This is a genomic window from Microlunatus capsulatus, from assembly GCF_017876495.1.
Lineage (GTDB): Bacteria > Actinomycetota > Actinomycetes > Propionibacteriales > Propionibacteriaceae > Microlunatus > Microlunatus capsulatus.
Map to the genome: position 1 here is coordinate 527,404 of NZ_JAGIOB010000001.1, position 19,680 is coordinate 547,083.

The 19,680-nt window shown below is 75.2% G+C and carries 19 protein-coding genes; 10 read left to right on the top strand and 9 right to left on the bottom strand.

Translation table 11 applies throughout. The features are described 5' to 3' along the window. Positions 1-87 precede the first annotated feature (87 nt). The 3 genes from JOF54_RS02420 to JOF54_RS02430 are packed head-to-tail and all read left to right on the top strand — an operon-like array spanning position 88 to position 5,207. On the top strand, positions 88-1,872 hold the full coding sequence (locus JOF54_RS02420) for an N-acetylglutaminylglutamine amidotransferase (RefSeq protein WP_210052668.1): 1,785 nt from the start codon (positions 88-90) through the stop codon (positions 1,870-1,872). Beyond that, entirely contained in the window at positions 1,862-3,721 is a 1,860-nt protein-coding gene (locus JOF54_RS02425) for a S9 family peptidase (protein ID WP_210052670.1), read from the top strand. The genes JOF54_RS02420 and JOF54_RS02425 overlap by 11 nt, the downstream gene beginning before the upstream one ends. 25 nt (positions 3,722-3,746) lie before the next feature. Continuing rightward, positions 3,747-5,207, top strand: coding sequence for a hypothetical protein (locus JOF54_RS02430; RefSeq protein ID WP_210052672.1), 1,461 nt, complete (start codon positions 3,747-3,749; stop codon positions 5,205-5,207). Here JOF54_RS02430 and JOF54_RS02435 read toward each other — a convergent pair. The 7 genes from JOF54_RS02435 to gatC all read right to left on the bottom strand — a co-directional run bounded on the left by JOF54_RS02435 (position 5,125) and on the right by gatC (position 11,241). Further along, the gene (locus JOF54_RS02435) at positions 5,125-5,676 is read right to left on the bottom strand and encodes a hypothetical protein (RefSeq protein ID WP_210052674.1); all 552 of its coding nucleotides are present in this window, start codon (positions 5,674-5,676) and stop codon (positions 5,125-5,127) included. The genes JOF54_RS02430 and JOF54_RS02435 overlap by 83 nt on opposite strands. Further along, positions 5,673-6,236: a DUF4352 domain-containing protein gene (locus JOF54_RS02440; RefSeq protein WP_210052676.1), complete on the bottom strand. Its 564-nt coding sequence runs from the start codon at positions 6,234-6,236 to the stop codon at positions 5,673-5,675. The genes JOF54_RS02435 and JOF54_RS02440 overlap by 4 nt, the downstream gene beginning before the upstream one ends. After that, entirely contained in the window at positions 6,233-6,811 is a 579-nt protein-coding gene (locus JOF54_RS02445) for a hypothetical protein (protein ID WP_210052678.1), read from the bottom strand. Before JOF54_RS02445 ends, JOF54_RS02440 begins: the two co-directional genes overlap by 4 nt. 11 nt (positions 6,812-6,822) lie before the next feature. After that, positions 6,823-7,776, bottom strand: coding sequence for an endonuclease domain-containing protein (locus JOF54_RS02450; RefSeq protein ID WP_210052680.1), 954 nt, complete (start codon positions 7,774-7,776; stop codon positions 6,823-6,825). A gap of 125 nt (positions 7,777-7,901) precedes the next feature. After that, on the bottom strand, positions 7,902-9,395 hold the full coding sequence (gatB, locus tag JOF54_RS02455; RefSeq protein WP_210052681.1) for an Asp-tRNA(Asn)/Glu-tRNA(Gln) amidotransferase subunit GatB: 1,494 nt from the start codon (positions 9,393-9,395) through the stop codon (positions 7,902-7,904). After that, complete coding sequence (gatA, locus tag JOF54_RS02460; protein ID WP_210052684.1) at positions 9,392-10,903, bottom strand: Asp-tRNA(Asn)/Glu-tRNA(Gln) amidotransferase subunit GatA; 1,512 nt, start codon at positions 10,901-10,903, stop codon at positions 9,392-9,394. Before gatA ends, gatB begins: the two co-directional genes overlap by 4 nt. Further along, positions 10,900-11,241 carry an Asp-tRNA(Asn)/Glu-tRNA(Gln) amidotransferase subunit GatC gene (gene gatC / locus JOF54_RS02465; protein WP_210052685.1) on the bottom strand — a complete coding sequence of 114 codons (342 nt, stop codon included), beginning with the start codon at positions 11,239-11,241 and terminating at the stop codon, positions 10,900-10,902. The genes gatA and gatC overlap by 4 nt, the downstream gene beginning before the upstream one ends. A gap of 60 nt (positions 11,242-11,301) precedes the next feature. Between gatC and JOF54_RS02470 the strand changes: the two genes are divergently transcribed. After that, complete coding sequence (locus tag JOF54_RS02470; protein WP_210052687.1) at positions 11,302-12,321, top strand: YdcF family protein; 1,020 nt, start codon at positions 11,302-11,304, stop codon at positions 12,319-12,321. A gap of 5 nt (positions 12,322-12,326) precedes the next feature. On the opposite strand, the gene JOF54_RS02475 is transcribed toward JOF54_RS02470, so the two are convergent. Further along, complete coding sequence (locus JOF54_RS02475) at positions 12,327-13,505, bottom strand: DUF1015 family protein (RefSeq protein ID WP_307803749.1); 1,179 nt, start codon at positions 13,503-13,505, stop codon at positions 12,327-12,329. Positions 13,506-13,618: 113 nt separating this feature from the next. On the opposite strand from JOF54_RS02475, the gene JOF54_RS02480 reads away from it, so the two are divergent. The 5 genes from JOF54_RS02480 (at position 13,619) to JOF54_RS02500 (ending at position 17,430) form a co-directional block, all read left to right on the top strand. After that, entirely contained in the window at positions 13,619-14,233 is a 615-nt protein-coding gene (locus tag JOF54_RS02480; RefSeq protein ID WP_245358659.1) for an ACT domain-containing protein, read from the top strand. Between the two features lie 48 nt (positions 14,234-14,281). Continuing rightward, positions 14,282-14,800: a hypothetical protein gene (locus JOF54_RS02485; RefSeq protein WP_210052693.1), complete on the top strand. Its 519-nt coding sequence runs from the start codon at positions 14,282-14,284 to the stop codon at positions 14,798-14,800. Positions 14,801-14,861: 61 nt separating this feature from the next. Continuing rightward, positions 14,862-15,089, top strand: a complete 228-nt coding sequence (locus JOF54_RS02490) for a hypothetical protein (RefSeq protein ID WP_210052695.1) — start codon at positions 14,862-14,864, stop codon at positions 15,087-15,089. Next, entirely contained in the window at positions 15,086-15,820 is a 735-nt protein-coding gene (locus JOF54_RS02495; protein ID WP_210052697.1) for a polysaccharide deacetylase family protein, read from the top strand. Before JOF54_RS02490 ends, JOF54_RS02495 begins: the two co-directional genes overlap by 4 nt. Before the next feature lie 29 nt (positions 15,821-15,849). Then, complete coding sequence (locus tag JOF54_RS02500) at positions 15,850-17,430, top strand: MFS transporter (RefSeq protein ID WP_210052699.1); 1,581 nt, start codon at positions 15,850-15,852, stop codon at positions 17,428-17,430. A gap of 23 nt (positions 17,431-17,453) precedes the next feature. Here the strand turns inward: JOF54_RS02500 and JOF54_RS02505 are convergent, their stop codons facing one another. Beyond that, on the bottom strand, positions 17,454-18,716 hold the full coding sequence (locus JOF54_RS02505) for an alpha-L-fucosidase (RefSeq protein ID WP_307803751.1): 1,263 nt from the start codon (positions 18,714-18,716) through the stop codon (positions 17,454-17,456). Between the two features lie 72 nt (positions 18,717-18,788). On the opposite strand from JOF54_RS02505, the gene JOF54_RS02510 reads away from it, so the two are divergent. Next, on the top strand, positions 18,789-19,652 hold the full coding sequence (locus tag JOF54_RS02510; RefSeq protein WP_210052700.1) for a phytanoyl-CoA dioxygenase family protein: 864 nt from the start codon (positions 18,789-18,791) through the stop codon (positions 19,650-19,652). Positions 19,653-19,680 lie beyond the last annotated feature (28 nt).

The window sequence follows — 19,680 nt, forward strand, 5'->3', positions numbered from 1 at the left end:
GCCGTGACGACACGCTTTTCGTCGTCACGGGCGAGGAGGAAGAGGGCACCATGAGGGCCCGACCGAGCGCGAGGGAGAGGACACAGCATGTGCGGACTGGCCGGTGAGCTCCGCTTCGACGGGCGCAGCGCCGACGTGGGCGCCTGCGCCCGGATGGGCACGTGCCTGGAGCACCGCGGCCCGGACGGCGACGGGATCTGGGCGCACGGCCCGGTCGCGCTGGCGCACCGGCGGCTGTCGATCATCGACCTCTCGGTCGCGGGCTCGCAGCCGATGGTCGACACAGCACTGGGCCTGACCCTGGTCTTCAACGGCTGCATCTACAACTACCGCCAGCTGCGCGCCGAGCTGGAGGGGCACGGGCACCGCTTCTTCTCCACCTCCGACACCGAGGTGATCGGCAAGGCCTACGCTCAGTGGGGGCTGGACTGCGTCGACCACTTCCTCGGGATGTTCGCGTTCGGGATCTACGAGCACCTGTCCGGCCGGCTGGTGCTGGGCCGCGACCGGCTGGGCATCAAGCCCCTCTACCTCGACCAGACGTCCGAGCGGCTCCGGTTCGCCTCGACGCTGCCCGCGCTGCTGGCCGGCGGTGGCACCGACACCTCGCTCGACCGCGAGGCGCTGGCCCACTACCTGACCTTCCACAGCGTCGTGCCGGCCCCCCGCACCATCCTCTCCGGGGTGAAGAAGCTGCCGCCGGCGACGGTCCGCGTCGTCGAGCCGGACGGCACCTGGACCGACCGGCTCTACTGGGAGCCCACCTTCGGCCGCGACCCCGACAAGGCCGGCTGGTCCGACCGGGACTGGGAGGAGGCCCTGCTGGAGAGCCTCCGGGTGGCCGTCGACCGGCGGATGGTGTCCGACGTGCCCGTCGGCGTGCTGCTGTCGGGCGGCATCGACTCCTCCCTCGTCGTGGCGCTGCTGGCCGAGATGGGCCAGACCGACCTCAAGACCTTCAGCATCGGCTTCGACTCCGCCGGCGGGGAGTCCGGCGACGAGTTCGAGTACTCGACGCTGGTGGCCGAGCGCTTCGGGACCGACCACCACCGGATCTCGATCGACAGCGCCCGGCTGCTGCCCGGGATCGACGCCACCGTCGAGGCGATGAGCGAGCCGATGGTCAGCCACGACTGCGTGGCCTTCCACCTGCTCAGCGAGGACGTCAGCCGGAGCGTCAAGGTCGTCCAGTCCGGCCAGGGCGCCGACGAGGTGCTGGGCGGCTACGACTGGTACCCGCCGCTCTCCGACGTGCCGCGCGCGGACGCCGTCGAGGCCTACTCCCGGGTGTTCTTCGACCGCCGCTGGGACGCGATGGCCGGGGTGCTGAGCCGCGACTGGCTGCTGGACCACGACGCCCCGACAGCGTTCATCACCGAGCGCTTCGGCCGGCCGGGCGCGGACACCGCTGTCGACGCGGCGCTCCGCAACGACACCACGGTGATGCTCGTCGACGACCCGGTGAAGCGGGTCGACAACATGACGATGGCCTGGGGGCTGGAGGCCCGGGTGCCGTTCCTGGACCACGAGCTGGTCGAGCTGGCCGGCGCGATCCCGCCCGAGCTCAAGCTGGCCGACGGCGGCAAGGGCGTGCTCAAGCGGGCCAGCCGCGGTGTCGTCCCCGACGAGGTCATCGACCGGACCAAGGGCTACTTCCCGGTGCCGGCGATCCGCCAGCTGGAGGGCCCCTACCTCGAGCGGGTGCGGGACGCGCTGACCGACCCGCGGGCCCGGGAGCGCGGGCTGTTCGACCCGGCCCTGGTGCAGCGGCTGCTGGCCGACCCCAACAGCACCCGCACGACGCTGGGCTCCAACGCCCTGTGGCAGCTGGCGCTGCTCGAGATGTGGCTGCAGAAGCACGATGTCGGCTGAGGCGGGGACGGCGCCCGCCGGCCCGGTCGCGCTGGCGCACGCCCTCGTCGACGCCTGGGGCAGCTGGGGCCCGACCCTGGACCCGGACTGCCGCCGGATCGCCTTCGTCAGCGACCGCAGCGGGACCCCCTGCGTCTGGGTGGACGACCTGCCGGTCGACGGCGCGGAGCCGGCCCCGGTGCGGCTCGCGCTGTCGGAGGACCCCGTCGTCGCCGTCAGCTGGTCGGCCGACGGCGGCTGGCTCGCCGTCTGCGTGGCCACCGACGGCGGCGTCCGTACCCAGGTGTGGGTGGTCCGGCCCGACGGCAGCCAGGCCCGTCGGCTGGCGGGCTCCCGGGAGACGCACGCCGAGCTGGGCCCCTGGACGCGCAGCGGGCACCGCGTCGTCGTCACGGTGCCGGGCGAGGCGGCGGGCGAGCCGACCACCTGCTACCTGGCCGACCCGGCGACCGGGGTGCTCACCGCTCTCGCCGTCGGCGAGCTGATCAGCGTCCTCGACCTCAGCGTCGACCAGGAGCACGTGATCCTCAAGGACGGGCAGCGCGGGAAGCAGTTCTGCGTCGTCGTCGACCGCGACGCCGACGAGGACCACCCGCTGCTGCCCTACCCGGCGACCGGCTCGACCGACCGCGCGATCATCCGGCCCGCGCCCCCCGGCGACGCGTCCGCGCTGGTCGCCTACGTCGCCACCGACGCCGGGCTCCCCCGCCGCCAGGTGGTGGCCGTGCCGCTGGGCCCCGAGGGCTGGCGCGGGCAGACCGGCGTGCTCGCCCCGCGCGAGGACGCCGAGCTGGAGGGCCTCGACGCCGACGACGCCGGCCGGCTGCTGCTGCTGGTCTGGAACGTGGCGGGGACCAGCGAGCTGCAGCTCTACGACACCGCGACCGGCGCCCTGCGGGCGGTGCCTGGGATGCCGGGCGCGGTGGTCAGCGGCGCCCTGCTCAGCCGCGACGGCTCGCTGGTGCTGATGGCCGTCGAGGGTCCGGAGCGACCGCGCGAGCTGTGGACCGTCGCCGTCGCCACCCTGGCCTGGCGGCGCGTCACCGACGTGCCCGCCCTGCCGGACGTGCCGCTGGTGGTGCCGACGCTGGAGCACCTGGTGGGCCGCGACGGCCTGCCGCTGACGGGCTGGCTGTACCGGGTGCCCGGGTCGACCGGACCCGGGCCGGCGCTGGTGAGCCTGCACGGCGGGCCGGAGGCGCAGGAGCGGCCGACCTTCAACCCGCAGCACCAGGCCGTGGTGGCCGCCGGGATCACCGTCTTCGCCCCGAACATCCGCGGCTCGTCGGGTTTCGGCCGCGCCTTCGTGCACGCCGACGACGTCCGCGGCCGGCGCGACGCGTTCGACGACGTCCTCGCCTGCCGCGACCACCTGCTGGCGACCGACGTCGCCGACCCCCGGCGGATCGCCGTCGGCGGCCGGTCCTACGGGGGCTACCTGACGCTGGCGATGCTGGCCTTCTCCCCCGGCATCTTCGCCGCCGGCGTCGACATCTGCGGCATGTCGGACCTGCACACCTTCTACCGCGACACCGAGCCCTGGATCGCCGCGGCGGCGGTCAGCAAGTACGGCCACCCCGAGCACGACTACGCGCTCCTCCGGGCGCTGTCCCCGCTGCACTTCGCCACCAACATCGCGGTCCCGCTGCTGGTGGTGCACGGCGAGCTCGACACCAACGTGCCGCTCGGCGAGGCCACCCAGGTGGTCGCCGCCCTGCGCGCGCTCGGCCGCCCGGTGGAGTACCTGGAGCTGGCCGGCGAGGGCCACGAGTACCGCCGGGCCGACTCGCGGCGGCAGCTGGACGAGCGGCTGCTGCAGTTCCTCACCCGCGTGCTCGCCGGCGGCTGAGGCCGGCGTCCGGCAGACTGGCGCGGTGCCCGAGCCGACCGCCCCGCGCCGACCCCGCCCGTCGGCGTCGGCGGAGGCCGCCGCGGCGCTGCTGGAGCTCTGGTCGCTGGTCCGGACGACGGGCCGGTTGTGGCGTCGCACGTGGTGGCAGACCGGCGCCTGGTTCTGCCTCGGCTGGGCGGTGCACACGCTGGGCCTGCTGGCCTCGGCCCGGCTGGGCGCCGCGCACGGCGGGCTGGCGCTCGTGGCCTTCGTCATCGGGGTGGTCGCCACGCTGGTCGCGCTGGTGCTGATGATCCACGCTGTCGAGCCGCACCTGCGCACGGCGTCAGGGCCGCCGGCGGACCCCGTCGCGCTGACCAGCGCCCGGGTGCCCGCGCAGGTCTTCGCGCGGGAGCGCGCGGTGGACGTCGTCGCCGCCGCCGTGGGCCCCTTCCTGGCCGTGTACGCCGTCTGGGGCTTCGTCGACGACCAGGTGCGGGAGCTGTTCGCCGCCAACTACGCCGTCCAGGGGCTGGGCGGGGTGCTGAACTTCTCCATCAACCTGAGCCCGGACCGGTGGCGCTTCTTCGCGGCCGCCGCCGCCGTGGCCTGGGTCGCGAAGCAGGGGCTGGGCCTGCTGACGGCCGGCGGACGCCGGAGGGGGCTCGCCCTGCTCGGGGTCCTCGCGGAGGCGCTCTGGGTGTTCGGCCTGTTCGCGGTGGCGATCATCGCCACCCGCGCCGGGCTGGTGTGGCTGCGGACGCGGGCGGCCTGGGTGGGGTTGCAGGACGGCTGGCAGGGCCTGCTCGGGCTGCTGCCGGACTGGCACCTGCCGTTCGGGCTGACCGTGCCGCAGGCGCTGGACCGGGCCGTCGAGCTGCTCGTGGGCACCGTGGTGCCGGGGGCCTGGACGGCGGTGGCGCTGCCGCTGGTCTGGCTGGCGCTGACGGCGACGGTGCTCGGCTGGCGCGAGTTCGGCGGCGCCGACGCGCTCGCGGGCACCCGGCTCGAGCGGCCCGCCGCCCGTCTGGTCCTCGGGCGCCGGACCCGGGTGCTGGCGGCCCTGGCCACCGACGACCTGCGCACGAAGTACCTGCCGGTGCTGCAGGCGCTGCGGCTGGTCGCCCGGGCCGGACCGCGCTTCGTCGGCGTCTACCTGGTGCTCGCCACCGTGCTGACGGCCGCCCAGGCCGGGTTCGACATCGCCGTCACGGTCCTGGTGGGCCCGCGCGGCGCGGACACGGCCCTGCTCGTCGACCCCTTCGCGGTGCTGGTGTCGGGGCTGTTGTTCACCCCGGTGGCGATCGCCCTCTACGCCGCCGCGTTCGACGAGGCCCTGACGGCGGCCCTGCGGCGGAGTCCCCCGGAACCCAGTGACGGTGCGGTGGACCTGGAACGGCGCCCCGGGACGGCCGGCGCTGTCACGGTCTCACCTCCAGCCGGGTCCGGTCGTCCTCCAGCGACAGCCGCCAGCGGACCTGGTCGGCGTAGCGGGCGGGGATGAGGAAGCTCGCCCCGATCTGGCGGGGCTCGCCGGGCCGGATCGGGTCCGACGCGTCGTCCCCGCAGGTCGACGCCTCGGGCCGGCGCAGCCGGTAGCCCAGCTCGTCGTCGGTGTCCCAGACCGAGCCGTCGTCGGCGACCAGTGTGCTGGTGCAGAAGTGGCGCTCCAGGTCGACGGTGGCGTCCACCCGCTGGGTGAAGACGACGAGCACGAGGACCGAGCCGGCCGGTCCGGCGACGTCGGGGTCGCCCGCCTCGGCCGCCGGCAGCGCGGCGGCGGTCGTGACGGCGTCGACGACCACCGTGGTGCCGCCCAGGACGGCCGTCTCCCCCACACGGGCGGTCGACGTCACCGGCGGGGTCGCGTCCCGGGTGGACAGCACGCCCTGCGCGCCGGCCGCGACCAGGGCCAGCACCAGGGCGGCGGCGAAGCCGGCGCGCGGGGAGCGCCACCGGGCGGCCGGCGTCACGGGGTGACCTCGAGCAGCGGCTCGGTGACGGAGACGGGGCCGGGCTCGGGCGGGCCGTCGGTGCGCAGGGCGAGGTCGACGCGGACCGCCCGGCTGTAGACGTCGTAGGCGCCCTGCTCGGAGTCGACGACCAGGCGGGCGCCCGCCACCCGCGCGTCGGGCACCTCGAAGACCAGCGTGCCGACCCGGGTGAAGCCGGGCTGGGTCGTGGTCAGCGCGGGGACCTCGGGGCGCGCCTCGTAGCGGTGGCCGTCGCGGGTCTCCAGCCGCACCGAGCGGAAGGCGACGGACTCTCCCCTGACGGCGGCGCGGACGTCGACGAGGACGAGGGTGGCTCCGCTGTCGAGCTGGCGCTCGGTCGCCGTGGTCACCGACCGGCTGCGCCGCACCCGCTCGACCAGGACCTCGACGTGGTCCAGCCGGCCGACCTGCCCGACGGCGACGTCGGCGTGGGCGCGGCGGACGTCGGCGGCCGGGTCGGGTGCGGTGGCGCTGACGAGGACGACGACCAGCAGGCAGACGAGCAGCGTCGCCCAGCCGGCGCGGACCCGGCGGGTCACCGGACCGTCCGCTGGTCGGGCAGGGCCAGGTCGACGTGCCGGGACGGCGACGGCCGGACCTCCCACGCGTCACCGGTCAGGTAGTTGTCCCGCTCCTCCTCGTCGCGGACCAGCACGCGGACGGTGCCCGGCGCCCGCGCGGGCGCGTCGGGCCAGGCGAGCTCGAGGGTGAGCTCCTGGCCGACGCCGGGGTCGAGGTTGCCGTCCCGGTCGCCGTCGGTGAGCGGCGTGGCGTCCAGCGGCGGCAGGCCGGGCGGGAGCTGGACGGTGACCATCGACGTCGGGAGCCCGTAGGCGGTCTCCTCGCCGTCGAAGGTGGCCCGCAGGTGCAGGCGCACCCGGGGCGGCTCCGAGGCGGGGTCGTAGTCGTTGCCGTCGACCAGCGCGGCGTCGCGGACCACGAGCACCCAGCGGGACAGGGCGAGCTCCTCCCCGGGCTCCGCCGCCCGGCCCTGCGCCCCGGTGACCTTGTCGAGGCCGCCGCTCACCGCTAGCACGACGACGGCCAGCACCAGCACGGCCGCCGGCACCAGCCAGAGCCGCACGGCCGTCCAGGTCTGCGTGATGCCTCTCATCGCCGGTCACCCTAACCGGGGGAACGGCCGTCCACTGCGCACTCCAGCAGGTCGAAGGCGTGCGCCAGCCTGCTGCGGCGCGCACTCGACGAGAACAGCTGCGACCACTCGGACGACAGGACGGGGTCGGGACCGGTGTAGCCGGCGCTCCGCAGCGCGCGCAGGACGCGACCGATCAGCGCGCGGGGGTGCGTCATCGCCTCCGACGTCACCCGGAGCAGGGCCCAGCCCTCCGCCGCGAGCGCCTCCTGGCGGGCGATGTCGCGGTTCCACTGGCTCCGGTCGCGGCGGTGCTGGTCGCCCTCGTACTCCAGGACGAGGCGGTGGCGCCGGAGCACGAGGTCGACCCGCGCCAGGGGCTCGACGGCCGAGCCGACCGTGATGTTCGGCTCGGGCTCGGGCAGCCCGGCGAGCACGAGGCAGAGCCGCAGCTCGGTCTCCTGGGCGGACTCCACCCGGGGCCGGACGAGGTGGGCGGCCCTCCTGGCCGCGCGGGCACCACGACCCCGCCACGCCGTCGTGGCCTCGACCAGCCCGTCGGCGGTCACGAGACCGCGCCGCACGAGCTGGTCCCCGACGGCGACGAGCTCGACGAGGTCGACCAGCGGTGCGGCGGACAGGAAGGCGTCGAGGACGGGGACGACGCCCTCGCACCCGCTCGGCAGCCGCGCCGTCCGGCTGACGAACAGTCCGGGACGGCGGACCTGGTGCGGGTGAGCGGTGATGAAGCGCAGCGGCCGCAGCGGTCCCGCGGGCACTCCGACCAGGCGCAGCGCTGTCACGCTGGTGGCCAAGGCGTCGGGCGGCAGGAGCGCACGGGCGCCGTCGACGAGCACGGGCAGGGTCAGGTCCGTCGTCGCCGGTAGGTGCACCCCCGGGAACAGGCGCCGCGACGAGGGGCCGGCCAGCCGACCGCGCGTCCAGCCCGCCGCCAGTGCCTCGGCGGTGGTCAGCGGGCGCGGCACCCCACCAGCGTCACCGGTCCCGACGTCGGGCGCGCGATCCGGTCAGCGATCTGTGGACGACGGCGAGCGACTGCGCGCTCCAGCAGGCGTCGGGGTCTCCCGAACCTGCTGGAGCGCGCAGTCGGTCAGGCCAGCCGCTCCAGGATGAGCTCGCGGACCCGGCCGGCGTCGGCCTGCCCGCGCATCTCCTTCATCACGGCGCCGATCAGCGCGCCGGCGGCCTGCACCTTGCCGGACCGCACCTTGTCGGCGACGCCCGGGTTGGCGGCGATGGCCGCGTCGACGGCAGCGCCCAGCGCCCCCTCGTCGGAGACGACAGCCAGGCCACGCCGCTCGACGACCTCGGCCGGGGTGCCCTCACCGGCGATGACGCCGTCGAAGACCTGCCGGGCGAGCTTGTCGTTGATGGTGCCCGCCTCGACCAGCGCCTGGATCTCCGCCACCTGGGCGGGGGTCACGCCGGTCTCCTCCAGCTCGACGCCCTGCTCGTTGGCGCGCCGGGCCAGCTCGGTCAGCCACCACTTGCGCGCCGACTGCGGCGAGGCCCCGGCCGCGACCGTCGCCTCGATGGCGTCCAGCGCACCCGCGTTGACGACGTCGCGCAGCTCGAGGTCGGAGAAGCCCCACTCGGCGCTCATCCGCTTCAGCCGCTCGGCCGGCGGCTCGGGCAGCGTGCCGCGCAGCTCCTCGACCCACGCCCGCGACGGCGCCACCGGCACCAGGTCGGGGTCGGGGAAGTAGCGGTACTCCTCCGCCTGCTCCTTGGAGCGGCCCGGCGAGGTCGTCCCCGAGCCCTCCTGCCAGTGCCGGGTCTCCTGCTTCACCCGGCCACCGGACGCCAGCAGCGCGGCCTGACGGGTGAGCTCGTAGCGGACGGCCCGCTCGACGCTGCGCAGCGAGTTGACGTTCTTGGTCTCGGTCCGGGTGCCCAGCGGGGACTCCGGGGTCGGCCGCAGCGAGACGTTGGCGTCGCAGCGCAGCGAGCCCTGCTCCATCCGGACGTCGGAGACGCCGAGCGCGCGCAGCAGGTCGCGGAGCATGGCGACGTAGGCCCGCGCCACCTCCGGCGCCTTGTCCCCCGCGCCCTCGATCGGCTTGGTGACGATCTCGATCAGCGGCACGCCGGAGCGGTTGTAGTCGAGCAGCGAGTGGTCGGCGCCGTGGATGCGGCCGGTGGCGCCGCCGACGTGCAGCGACTTCCCCGTGTCCTCCTCCATGTGCGCGCGCTCGATCTCGATGCGGTACGTCTGGCCGTCCACCTCGACCTCGGCCCAGCCGTCGTAGGCGATGGGCTCGTCGTACTGGGAGATCTGGTAGTTCTTCGGCTGGTCGGGGTAGAAGTAGTTCTTCCGCGCGAACCGGCACCACTCCGCGATGGAGCAGTTCAGCGCCAGCCCGATCCGGATCGCCGACTCGATCGCCTTCGCGTTCACCACCGGCAGCGCACCGGGCAGGCCGAGGCAGACCGGGCAGACCTGGGTGTTCGGCTCGGCGCCGAACTCCGTCGAGCAGCCGCAGAACATCTTCGACGCCGTGTTGAGCTCGACGTGCACCTCCAGCCCCAGCACGGGGTCGAAGGTCGCCATCGCCTCGTCGTAGGCCATCACCGCGTCGCTCATGCGGACACCGCCTCGGGGAGCGGCGGGATGCGGTCCAGCAGGGCGCCGCCCCACTGCGCGGTGAGCGCGCGCTCCAGCGCGGCGCCGACCCGGTAGAGCCGGTCGTCGGCCAGCGGCGGGGCCATCACCTGCAGCCCGACGGGCAGGCCGTCCTCGGGGGCCAGGCCCACGGGGAACGACGCGCTCGCGTTGCCGGCGAGGTTGGACGGGATGGTGCAGAGGTCGTTCATGTACATGGCCAGCGGGTCGTCGACCTTCTCGCCCAGCTTGAAGGCGGTCGTCGGGGTGGAGGGGGAGATCAGCACGTCGGCGGCGCTGAACGCGGCCTCGAAGTCGCGGCTGATCAGCGTCCGGACCTTCTGCGCCTGCCCGTAGTAGGCGTCGTAGTAGCCGCTGGACAGCGCGTAGGTGCCGATGATGATGCGGCGCTTCACCTCGGCGCCGAAGCCGGCCTCGCGGGTCGCGGCCATCACCTGCTCGGCGCTCAGGGTGCCGTCGTCGCCGACCCGCAGGCCGAACCGCATCGCGTCGAACTTGGCGAGGTTGGACGAGGCCTCGCTGGGCAGGATGAGGTAGTAGGCGGGCATGGCGTAGACGAAGTGCGGGCAGGAGACCTCGACGATCTCGGCGCCCAGCGAGGACAGCAGCGCCACCGACTCGGCGAAGCGCTGCTCGACCCCGGGCGCGTAGCCCTCGCCGCTCAGCTCCTTCACGACGCCGATCCGCATGCCGGCGACGTCGCCCGAGCGGGCGGCGCCGACGACGTCGGGGACGGGCGCGTCGATGGAGGTGGAGTCGCGGGGGTCGTGGCCGGCGATGACCTGGTGCAGCAGCGCCGCGTCCAGGACGGTCCGGGCGCAGGGCCCGGGCTGGTCGAGGCTGGAGGCCAGCGCGACCAGGCCGTAACGGGAGGTGCCGCCGTAGGTCGGCTTCACCCCGACCGTGCCGGTGACCGACGCCGGCTGGCGGATCGAGCCGCCGGTGTCGGTGCCGATGGAGAGCGGGGCCTCGAAGGCTGCCAGCGCTGCGGCCGAGCCGCCGCCGGAGCCGCCGGGGATCCGGTCGAGGTCCCAGGGGTTGTGGGTGGGCCCGTAGGCGGAGTTCTCCGTGGAGGAGCCCATGGCGAACTCGTCGAGGTTCGTCTTGCCCAGCACGACGAGGTCGGCGTCCAGCAGCCGCTGGGTGACCGTCGCGTTGTAGGGCGGGTACCAGCCCTCGAGCACCCGTGACCCGCAGGTCGTCGGCGCCCCGGTCATGGTCAGCACGTCCTTGAGGGCCAGCGGCACGCCGGCCAGCGGGCCGAGGGCCTCGCCGCGGCCGCGCTTGGCGTCGACGGCGGCCGCGGCCGCGAGGGCGCGCTCGCCGTCCACGTGCAGGAAGGCGTGCACGGCCGGCTCGACGGCCTCGATCCGGTCCAGGTGCGCGCGGGTGACCTCGACGGCGCTCTGCTCGCCGGAGGCGATCCGGCCGGCCAGCTCCGCGGCGGTGGCACGCAGGGTGTCGCTCACGCGTCCTCCCCCAGGATCCGGGGCACGCGGAAGCGGTCCTGCTCGGCGGCCGGGGCCCCGGCGAGGACCTGCTCCCGGGGCAGCGACGGCTGCACGACGTCGGCGCGGAACACGTTCGTCAGCGGCAGCGCGTGCGACGTCGGCGGGATGTCCTCGGCCGCCACGTCGGCGACGTGGGCCACCGACTCCAGGATCACGTCCAGCTGCGGCGCGAGCAGCTCCAGCTCGTCGTCGGTCAGCTCGATCCGGGCCAGCCGGGCCAGGTCGGCCACGTCGTTCGGTGTGAGTGCCACCTCGGTCAGTTCTCCCTCGTGCCATCGGGTGCAGTGCCCGCTCATCCTAGGTGCGTCGGGCCCGCGCTCCCCCGCCCGCTCACCGGCGCCAGGTACGGTCCGCCCATGACGAGCATCGTCCTGGCCGCGGTGTTCGCCGTCCTCTACGTCGTCTTCCGGCGCCGCGACCGCCGGCTGCTGCGCAACGGCTTCTTCCTCGTCGCCGCCCTGTTCTTCGGCCTGGTCGGGGTGCTGACGCTGCTGGTGGAGCAGGTGCCGGTGCTGGGACTGGCCGTGGTCGCCCTGCTCGCCCTGCTGCCGGCCGCCGTCCTCGTGCTGGCGGGCTTCCTCATCGCCAACGGGCTGACGATGGTGCGCAAGGAGGGCCGGAGCCTCGCCAACCTGCTGTCCCTGGTGGCAGGCCTGGCCGTGCTGGCCGTGCCCGTGGTGGCCGTCCTGCTGCTGAGCAGCGGCCTGCGCGTCGGCGTGCTGCTCTCGGCCGCGCTGGTCTTCGTGTCCAGCTACCTCGGCGTCGTCTTCGTCGCCTTCCTCGTCTACTCCCTGGTCTACGGGCGGACGGCGATCGAGAGCCCGCCCGAGGCCGTGGTCGTGCTGGGGTCCAAGATCATCGACGGCCGGGTGCCGCCGCTGCTGCGCAGCCGGCTCGACAAGGCCCTGCAGGTCTACCGGCGGACCGCGGCGACCACCGGTCGGGCACCGCTGCTGATCCCCTCCGGCGGCCAGGGCGCCGACGAGACCCGGGCCGAGGCGACGGCCATGGCGGAGTACCTCCTGGCCCAGGGCGCGGACCCGGCCGACGTCCTCCCCGAGGACCGGGCCACCACCACCCGGGAGAACCTCGTGCTGGCGGCCGCGGTGCAGGCCGGTGCGGGCCGGCCCGGTCCGGCGCTCGCGGTGACGAACAGCTACCACACGCTGCGGGCGGCGATGATCGCCCGCGACCTCGGCCTGGACACCCAGGTCGTGGGCTCCCCGACCGCCCGCTACTACGTGCCCAGCGCCTTCCTGCGCGAGTTCGCCGCCGTGCTCGTCGAGCAGCGGCTGGTGCACGCCGTCGTCCTGGGCGTGCCGTTCCTGCTGGGCGCGGTGCTGCTGGTCCTCGACCTCAGCGGCCTGCTGGCCTGAGGCCTTCAGCCCTCCAGGGGCCGCAGCACGAAGCCGGTCCGCAGCTTCGGGGTGAAGAACGTCGACTTGGGCGGCATCAGCAGGCCCTCGCGGGCAGTCCGCTCGATCTCGGCGATGCCGACCGGGCGGATGAGCACGGCGGCGGCAGCCTGCCCGTCCTGCACCGCGGCCAGCACGGGGTCCAGGCCGTGCTGGTAGCTGACGGTGTGCGCCACGTCGGCCAGCGCCGTCTCCAGCCAGCCGCCGTCGAGGGCCCGGACGCCGTCGAAGGCGCCGGGCCGCGGGGTCAGGGCCCAGGTGGCGCCGGGCTCGACGAGGGTGAGGAAGCCCTCCTCGGCCATGGCGGCCAGGGTGCCCGGCCCGGGCGGGTCGACCGGGGCGAGGTCGAAGCGGCGGGCCAGCGCCTCCCGCAGCACCGCGGGGTCGACGTCGGCGTAGAGCCGGTGGATCGCGGCCACGCTGAGCTGCTCGGGCACCAGCTCGCCGACGAAGGCCAGCGTCTCCTCCGCGGGACCGGCGTCGCCACCGGTGACGGCCCGGACCTCGTCGCGGTAGGTGCGGCTGACGGCGTAGCGGTGGTGCCCGTCGGCGACCAGCACGTCGTCGACGGCGACGGCGGCGGCGATGGCGGCCACCCGCGCCGGGTCGTCGACCCGCTCGACGACGTGCTCGACGCCGTCCTCGACGACGCGGCCCAGCACCTCGCCCGGCTCGCGGAGCAGCGCGGTGAGCCCGGTGGCCAGCGAGAGCCCCCAGACCGGGGACAGGTTCGCCCGGGTGGCCCGCGTCAGGTCCAGCCGGTCGGTCGACGCCTTGGGGGTGGTCCGCTCGTGCGGCAGCACCCCGCCGGCCCCCTCGTCGACGACCTCCAGCCCGCCGAGCACGCCGACCAGGTCGCGCGCGGCGCCCGCCGCGTCGGTGAACCGCAGCCGGTAGAGCGTGAACGACGGCGCCGGGTCCTCGACCAGCACGCCGTCGGCCCGCCAGGCCCGCAGCCGCTCGGCCGCCCGCTCGTAGCGGTCGTCGCCGTCCAGCGGGACGTCGACGTGCACCACGGCGTGCGGTGAGCGGTCCCCGCGCTCGCGGACCTCGGCCTCGGCCATCACGTCGTAGGGCGGCGCGGTCACCAGGGCCAGGTCGTCGACGGCGTAGCGGAGCGCGCGGAACGGGCGGAAGCGGGGCACGGCGACCATGGTGGCACCGCCCGCGCTGTCCACGGGCCGGGACGGGTCCCGTGTCGGAACGCCTGCGTCACCCACCGGTAACGCCGATGGACGAGGATGTCGGCGTGTTCCTCATGCGCGTGCGCCTGCCCGACCGCCCCGGCTCCCTGGGTGCGGTCGCCACCGCCATGGGCGGGGTGGGCGGCGACATCAACGCCGTCGAGATCGTCGAGAAGGGTGACGGGGTGGTCGTCGACGACTTCATCGTCGACCTGCCGCCGGGCGCGCTGCCCGAGAACATCGTCACCGCCTGCCAGACCCTGGAGGGCGTCAAGGTCGAGTGGATCTCCCGCTACCCCGAGGGCGGCGGCCTGCAGTCCGACCTCGAGGCGCTGGAGCGGATGACCGCCGACCCGGTGCACGCCGCCGAGACGCTGGTCTCGCTCTGCCCGGTCGTCTTCCGCTCGCACTGGGCGACGCTGCTGCAGCTGGGCGACGGCACCCGGGTGGTCTACTCGACGACGCTGGCCCCCGACCTGACGCCGGAGGTGGCGGCCACCTTCGGGCCTTTCGAGGCCACCCACCGCGTCGACCTGCCCTCGGGCTGGAGCCCGGGCTGGGGCGACACGACCCTCGTGGTCACCCCGCTGACCGGGGACCGGGTGATCGCCATCGGCCGGCTGGGCGGGCCCGCGTTCCTCGACTCCGAGATCGCCCGGCTGCACCACCTCGCCGCCCTGGTGAAGTAGCCCGGCCGAGCCCTCCCGGCCGGGGGCCGGGTCCGGTACGGTCGCACGATGACCGCGATGGGGTGGGCCGACGTGCTCACCCTGCTCGGGACCATCGGTTTCGGGGTGCTGTCGGCCATCATCCCGCTGGCCAACGCCGAGGCCTACGTCTTCACCACCCAGCTCTCGCGGACCGTCGACCCGGTCGAGGTCGCCCTGGGCATCGCCGTCGGCCAGACCATCGGCAAGGTGCTGCTGTTCTACGGGGTGCGCCGCGGCAAGAACCTGCCGGGCATCCGGCACAAGCGTGCGGCCCTGCGGAGCCGGCCCGCGGGCCCGGCCCGGGCCCGCGTCCGGGCCGTCCTGCAGGCCCTGCTCGCCCTCGTCGGGCAGAAGCGCTGGGGGCTGCCGATCACCTTCGTCGCCGCCGTCGTCGGCGTCCCGCCGCTGTACGCCGTCGCGCTGCTGGCCGGGGCGACGCGGATGCGGCTGGTCTGGTTCGCCGCCGTCGTGCTCGCCGGCCGGGCGCTGCGCTTCGGGCTGGTGGCCTACGGCGTCGACGGGATGGGCTGGTGGTCGGAGCCCTGAGCCCCGGCCGACGCCCCCGCGGGGCCGGTCCCCGGCCCGGCCGCCCGACTAGAGTGGACGCGTGCCCAAGATCTTCAGCGACCTCAACCTGAACGGGGCGACGCCCCCGCGGGTCCGGCCGACGCTCGGTGAGTGGGGCCCGCTGCAGGTGCCGACCACCCGGCAGAAGCGGCGGATGCGGATCTGGGTCGGGCTCGCCCTGCTGGGCACGATGCTCGCGGTCTTCCTGCTCGGCTGGTACGTCTACCACGCCATGACCGGCAGCTGGGGCTTCGGCATCGGCTCGTGAGCCGCCCCCACCCCGCCCTCGGCGCCGCCTCGGCGCTCGCCTCGATGGCCGGGCTCGCCGCGCTCTACCGGGCCGGGTTCGGCTCCGCCAGCCAGGTCTTCGGGCCCTTCCCCCACCGCGGCCCGGACCACGAGCCGGTGGTCGCCCTGACCTTCGACGACGGCCCGAACGAGCCGTGGACCAGCCGGCTGCTGGACACCCTCGGCGAGCGCGAGGTGCCCGGCACCTTCTTCCAGGTGGGCCGCTGCGCCGAGCGGCACCCCGACGTCACCCGGCGCGTCGTCGCCGAGGGCCACGTGCTCGGCAACCACAGCCTCAGCCACGCCTTCGGCCGCTACCTCACCGAGCCGCGCCAGGACGCCGAGATCCTCGGCGGCCAGCGGGTGCTGCGGGAGGTGGCCGGGGTGACCCCGCTGCTGTACCGGCCGCCGTGGCTGTGCCACTGGCCCTGGGTGCTCCGCGGCATCGCCCGGTCGGGCTCGTCGGTGGTCTCGGGCACCTTCGGCAGCCTGCTGGAGGTGGCGCAGCCCGCGCCCGCTCGGATCGCCGCGGCGGCCGCCGGGCGGACGGTCCCCGGGTCGGTCCTGATCCTGCACGACGGCCGCGAGGCCCGCGGCGGTGACCGGGCGTCGTCGGTCGCCGCCGTCGGCCCGCTCGTCGACCGGCTGCGCGCCCGCGGCTACCGCTTCACCACCGTCGACCGGCTGCTCGGGCTGCCGGCGTACGGCTGAGCCGCCGGCGCCGCACGTACGGTGGCCGGGTGAGCGCGGAGACCGGTGAGCGGGTGGAGCCCGGCCCCGGTCCCGGTCCCGGCCCCGACGCAGGCGCTGGGTCCGACGGCGACGCAGCGGCCCCGTCGCGCTCGCGGCTCTGGCTGCTGCTCACCGGCCTCGCCCTCGCGCTGCTGCTCTCCGAGCTGGACCAGACCGTCTTCGCCACGGCCCTGCCGACGGTGGTGGGCGAGCTGTCCGGCGTCCAGGACATGCTCTGGGTGAACACCGCCTACATGCTGACCGGCACCGCCGCGCTGCCCGTCTACGGCAAGCTCAGCGACCTGCTGGGCCGCAAGCCCGTGCTGCTGGCCGGGATGCTCGTCTTCGTCGCCGGCTCGGTGCTGGGCGGGCTGAGCACCGACATGGGCACGCTCATCGCCGCCCGCGCGGTGCAGGGGCTCGGCGGCGGCGGGCTCATCGTGCTCGTCCAGTCCGTCGTCGCCGACACCGTCCCGGCCCGGGACCGTGCGCCCTACCTCAGCGCCATCGGCGCCGTCTTCGCCCTCAGCGCGATCGCCGGTCCGGTGGTCGGCGGCTGGCTCACCGAGGGCGTCGGCTGGCGGTGGGCGTTCTGGGTCAACCTGCCGCTGGGCGGCCTGGCCGTGCTGGCGGTGGCCCTGCTGCTGCGGGAGCCGCCGCGCCGGACGGAGCGGGTGCGGCTCGACGTCGCCGGCACCGCGACCCTCGCCGTCGCCGTCACCGCCCTGGTGCTGCTGGTCTCCTGGGGCGGCACCCGGCTGCCGTGGACCTCGCCGGGCGCCCTGGCGCTGGCCGCCCTCGTCGTGGCGGCCGCCGTCGTCCTCGTGCTGGTGGAGCGCCGGGCCGCCGAGCCCGTGATCCCGCTGACGCTGTTCCGCGACCGGACCTTCACCGCCGCGGTGGTCGCCGGCCTGGTGATGGGCGCGGCCATGTTCGGCACCCTGGGCTACCTGCCGACCTACCTCCAGATGGCGGTCGGGCTGGGTCCCACCGCCGCCGGGATGGCGATGCTGACGCTGGTCGCCGGCCTGGCCCTGTCCACCGTCGGCTCGGCGCAGCTGGTCCGGCGCACCGGGCGCACCAAGCTGCTGCCGCTGGTGGGCACCGCCCTCGTCGCCACCGCGCTGGCGCTGCTGGCCACCCTGACGCCGACCACCCCGCTGCCGCTGGCCGGGCTCTACCTGCTGGTGCTGGGCCTGGGCATCGGCTGCGCCTGGGAGGTGCTCGTCGTCGTCGTGCAGAACACCGCGCCCGACGGCGCGGTCGGCGCCGCCACGGCCACCAACAGCTTCTTCCGTGAGATCGGGGTGACCACGGGCTCGGCGCTCGTCGGCGCGCTGTTCACCGCCCGGCTCGGCGCGCTGCTCGCCGACCGGGTCCCCGCCGTGGGCGGGGTGGACGTCGGGAGCCTGACCCCCGCCCTGGCCGCGGGCCTGCCGTCGGCGGTGCGGGAGGCGGTCGCGGCGGCCTACAACGACGCGCTCACCCCGGTCTTCGCGCTGCTGGTGCCGGTGGTGCTGGCCAGCACGCTGCTCCTGCTGCTGGTCCGCGAGCGGCCGCTCGCGACGGCGGACGCCGGGCGGCCCTAGGCCGGAGCCCGCGGGTCAGCGGATCAGGTCGGCTCGTCGGTGCTGGCGACGTAGCCCGGCTCCGGGACCGCGGCGCCACCGGTGTCGAAGACCTCGAGCGACACCAGCCGCGCGCCGGCGCCGACCGTCTCCACCTCCAGCGTCGCCGTGGTGAGCGGCGCGCACGCGTGCACCCGCTGGTGGCCGATCGTCAGCCCCGAGGCCAGCTCGGTCGTCCCGGCCCGGACGACGTGGCCCTCGACGCGCTGCCCCTCCCGGTAGTCCTCGCGGAGCCGCAGGTGGTCCAGCCGCACCTCACGGGGCAGCCGGGCGGCCCAGGTGCGGCGGTCGCCGTCCTCGGCGACCAGCTCCAGGGCCGCGGCCACGGGACGGCCGAAGCAGCGGTCGAGCTCGGCGCGCCAGGCCCGCAGCCGGGCCACGTCGGCGTCGGGGACCAGGCCCCGGTCGTCGGGCGGCACGTTCAGCAGCAGGTTGGCCCCGCGGCCGACCGAGCGGTAGTGGATGGCCAGCAGGTGGTCGAGGGACTTGGGCTCGTCCTCGGCCGCCCAGAACCACCCGCGGCGCAGGGACACGTCGCACTCGGGCGGCAGGTAGCGGGGCCGGCCGAGATGGGTGACGTCGTCGTCGTAGCTGTTGAGGTCGGTCCGGTCGGTGACGTAGTGCACCGGGTCGCCGGCCAGGCCGTCCTCGTTGCCCACCCAGCGGATCGTCGGCCGGCCCATGGTGAAGACCATCGCGTCGGGCTGGGTCTCCTCGACGACGGCCATGATCGCGTCCCAGTCGTAGACGCGACCCGCCGAGCCGGCGCCGTCGAACCAGATCTCGCCCAGCGGCCCATAGCGCGTGCAGAGCTCGCGCAGCTGGGCGGTGTAGAAGGCGTCGTAGGCGGGCGGGTCGGCGTAGCGGGGCTCGTGCCGGTCCCACGGGGACAGGTAGACGCCGAAGACCAGCCCCGCCGCGCGGCAGGCCTCGGCGACCTCGGCCACCAGGTCGCCCCGGCCGTCCCGCCAGGGCGAGGAGGCGACCGAGTAGTCGGTGGTGGCGGTCGGCCACAGGCAGAAGCCGTCGTGGTGCTTCGCCGTCAGCACCAGGTAGCGCGCGCCCATCGCCTGCGCGGCGGCCACCCACTGGCCGGCGTCCAGCGCCGTCGGGTCGAAGCTCGCGGCGGGCAGGGTCCCGTCCGACCACTCCCGCCCGGCGAAGGTGTTGACGCCCACGTGGACGAACATGCCCAGCTCGAGCTGCTGCCAGGCCAGCTGGGCCGCGGTCGGCCGGAGGTCGCTCACGACCTCACGCTAGCGGCCGGCCCCGCCGGTCTAGGTTGGTCGCCACCAGGTCGACGACGACAGGAGGGGACGATGCCGATCACCGAGAGGCGCCCGAGCGGCGCTCCGCCGGTGCCGCCGGGGACGGACGCGGAGACCGCGGCCGTGGTCGAGGCGCTCTACACCGACGGGATCGCGGCCAAGAAGGGCGCGTTCGCCCCGGAGTGGGCCGACCGGATGGGCGAGGACATCGAGACGGCCTTCGCCGAGGCGCGCAGCCGGGAGGGCGGCGCGGTGGGCCGCGGGCCGAACCGCTACTACGTCGAGATCCACCCCGAGCAGCTGCGCGGCTTCGTCGACCTCGTCGACCACCCCTGGGTGCGCGCCGTCGCCGGGGCGGTGCTGGGCCCGGAGTACCAGATCGTCGAGGTCGGCTTCGACATCCCCTTCGCCGGCGCGATGAACCAGCCGTGGCACCGGGACTTCCCCATGCCCGAGGAGACGCGGGAGCACGGACGGCTGACCTCGCTGGCCTTCAACCTCACCGCCGTGGACACCACCGACGAGATGGGCCCGTTCGAGATCGCGCCCGGGACCCAGTGGGACTGGTCCGAGGAGTTCGACCACGGGATGTTCCCGCCGAAGTCGGCCTACCCGCGCTACGCCGAGCGCGCCGTCCGCAAGTACCCGCAGCGCGGCGACATCTCGGTGCGCTCGGCCCTGACCATCCACCGGGGGACGCAGAACCGCTCGTCGCTGTCCCGGCCCGTGCTGGTGCTGGGCCTCGACGCGCCCGGCGCGGGCAACGCCGAGCACCACGACCTGGCCGTCACCCACGGCTACCACGCGGCCTTGCCGCAGCGGGTCCGCGACCACCTCGCCTGCCCGGTCGTCGACACGCTGACCCCCATCACCCAGAAGCACACCATCGAGGGGCTGGTGATGGGCGAGGCCTGAGTAGTCCCGGCGCCGCCGGGCGCTGCCC

What these genes read in the sequence shown, in the direction of transcription:
- JOF54_RS02420 (WP_210052668.1), top strand. Translation starts at nt 88, where the DNA reads ATGTGCGGACTGGCCGGTGAGCTCCGCTTCGACGGGCGCAGCGCCGAC.
- JOF54_RS02425 (WP_210052670.1), top strand. Translation starts at nt 1,862, where the DNA reads ATGTCGGCTGAGGCGGGGACGGCGCCCGCCGGCCCGGTCGCGCTGGCG.
- JOF54_RS02445 (WP_210052678.1), bottom strand. Translation starts at nt 6,811, where the DNA reads ATGAGAGGCATCACGCAGACCTGGACGGCCGTGCGGCTCTGGCTGGTG.
- gatB (WP_210052681.1), bottom strand. Translation starts at nt 9,395, where the DNA reads ATGAGCGACGCGGTGATGGCCTACGACGAGGCGATGGCGACCTTCGAC.
- gatC (WP_210052685.1), bottom strand. Translation starts at nt 11,241, where the DNA reads ATGAGCGGGCACTGCACCCGATGGCACGAGGGAGAACTGACCGAGGTG.
- JOF54_RS02470 (WP_210052687.1), top strand. Translation starts at nt 11,302, where the DNA reads ATGACGAGCATCGTCCTGGCCGCGGTGTTCGCCGTCCTCTACGTCGTC.
- JOF54_RS02480 (WP_245358659.1), top strand. Translation starts at nt 13,619, where the DNA reads ATGCGCGTGCGCCTGCCCGACCGCCCCGGCTCCCTGGGTGCGGTCGCC.
- JOF54_RS02485 (WP_210052693.1), top strand. Translation starts at nt 14,282, where the DNA reads ATGACCGCGATGGGGTGGGCCGACGTGCTCACCCTGCTCGGGACCATC.
- JOF54_RS02510 (WP_210052700.1), top strand. Translation starts at nt 18,789, where the DNA reads ATGCCGATCACCGAGAGGCGCCCGAGCGGCGCTCCGCCGGTGCCGCCG.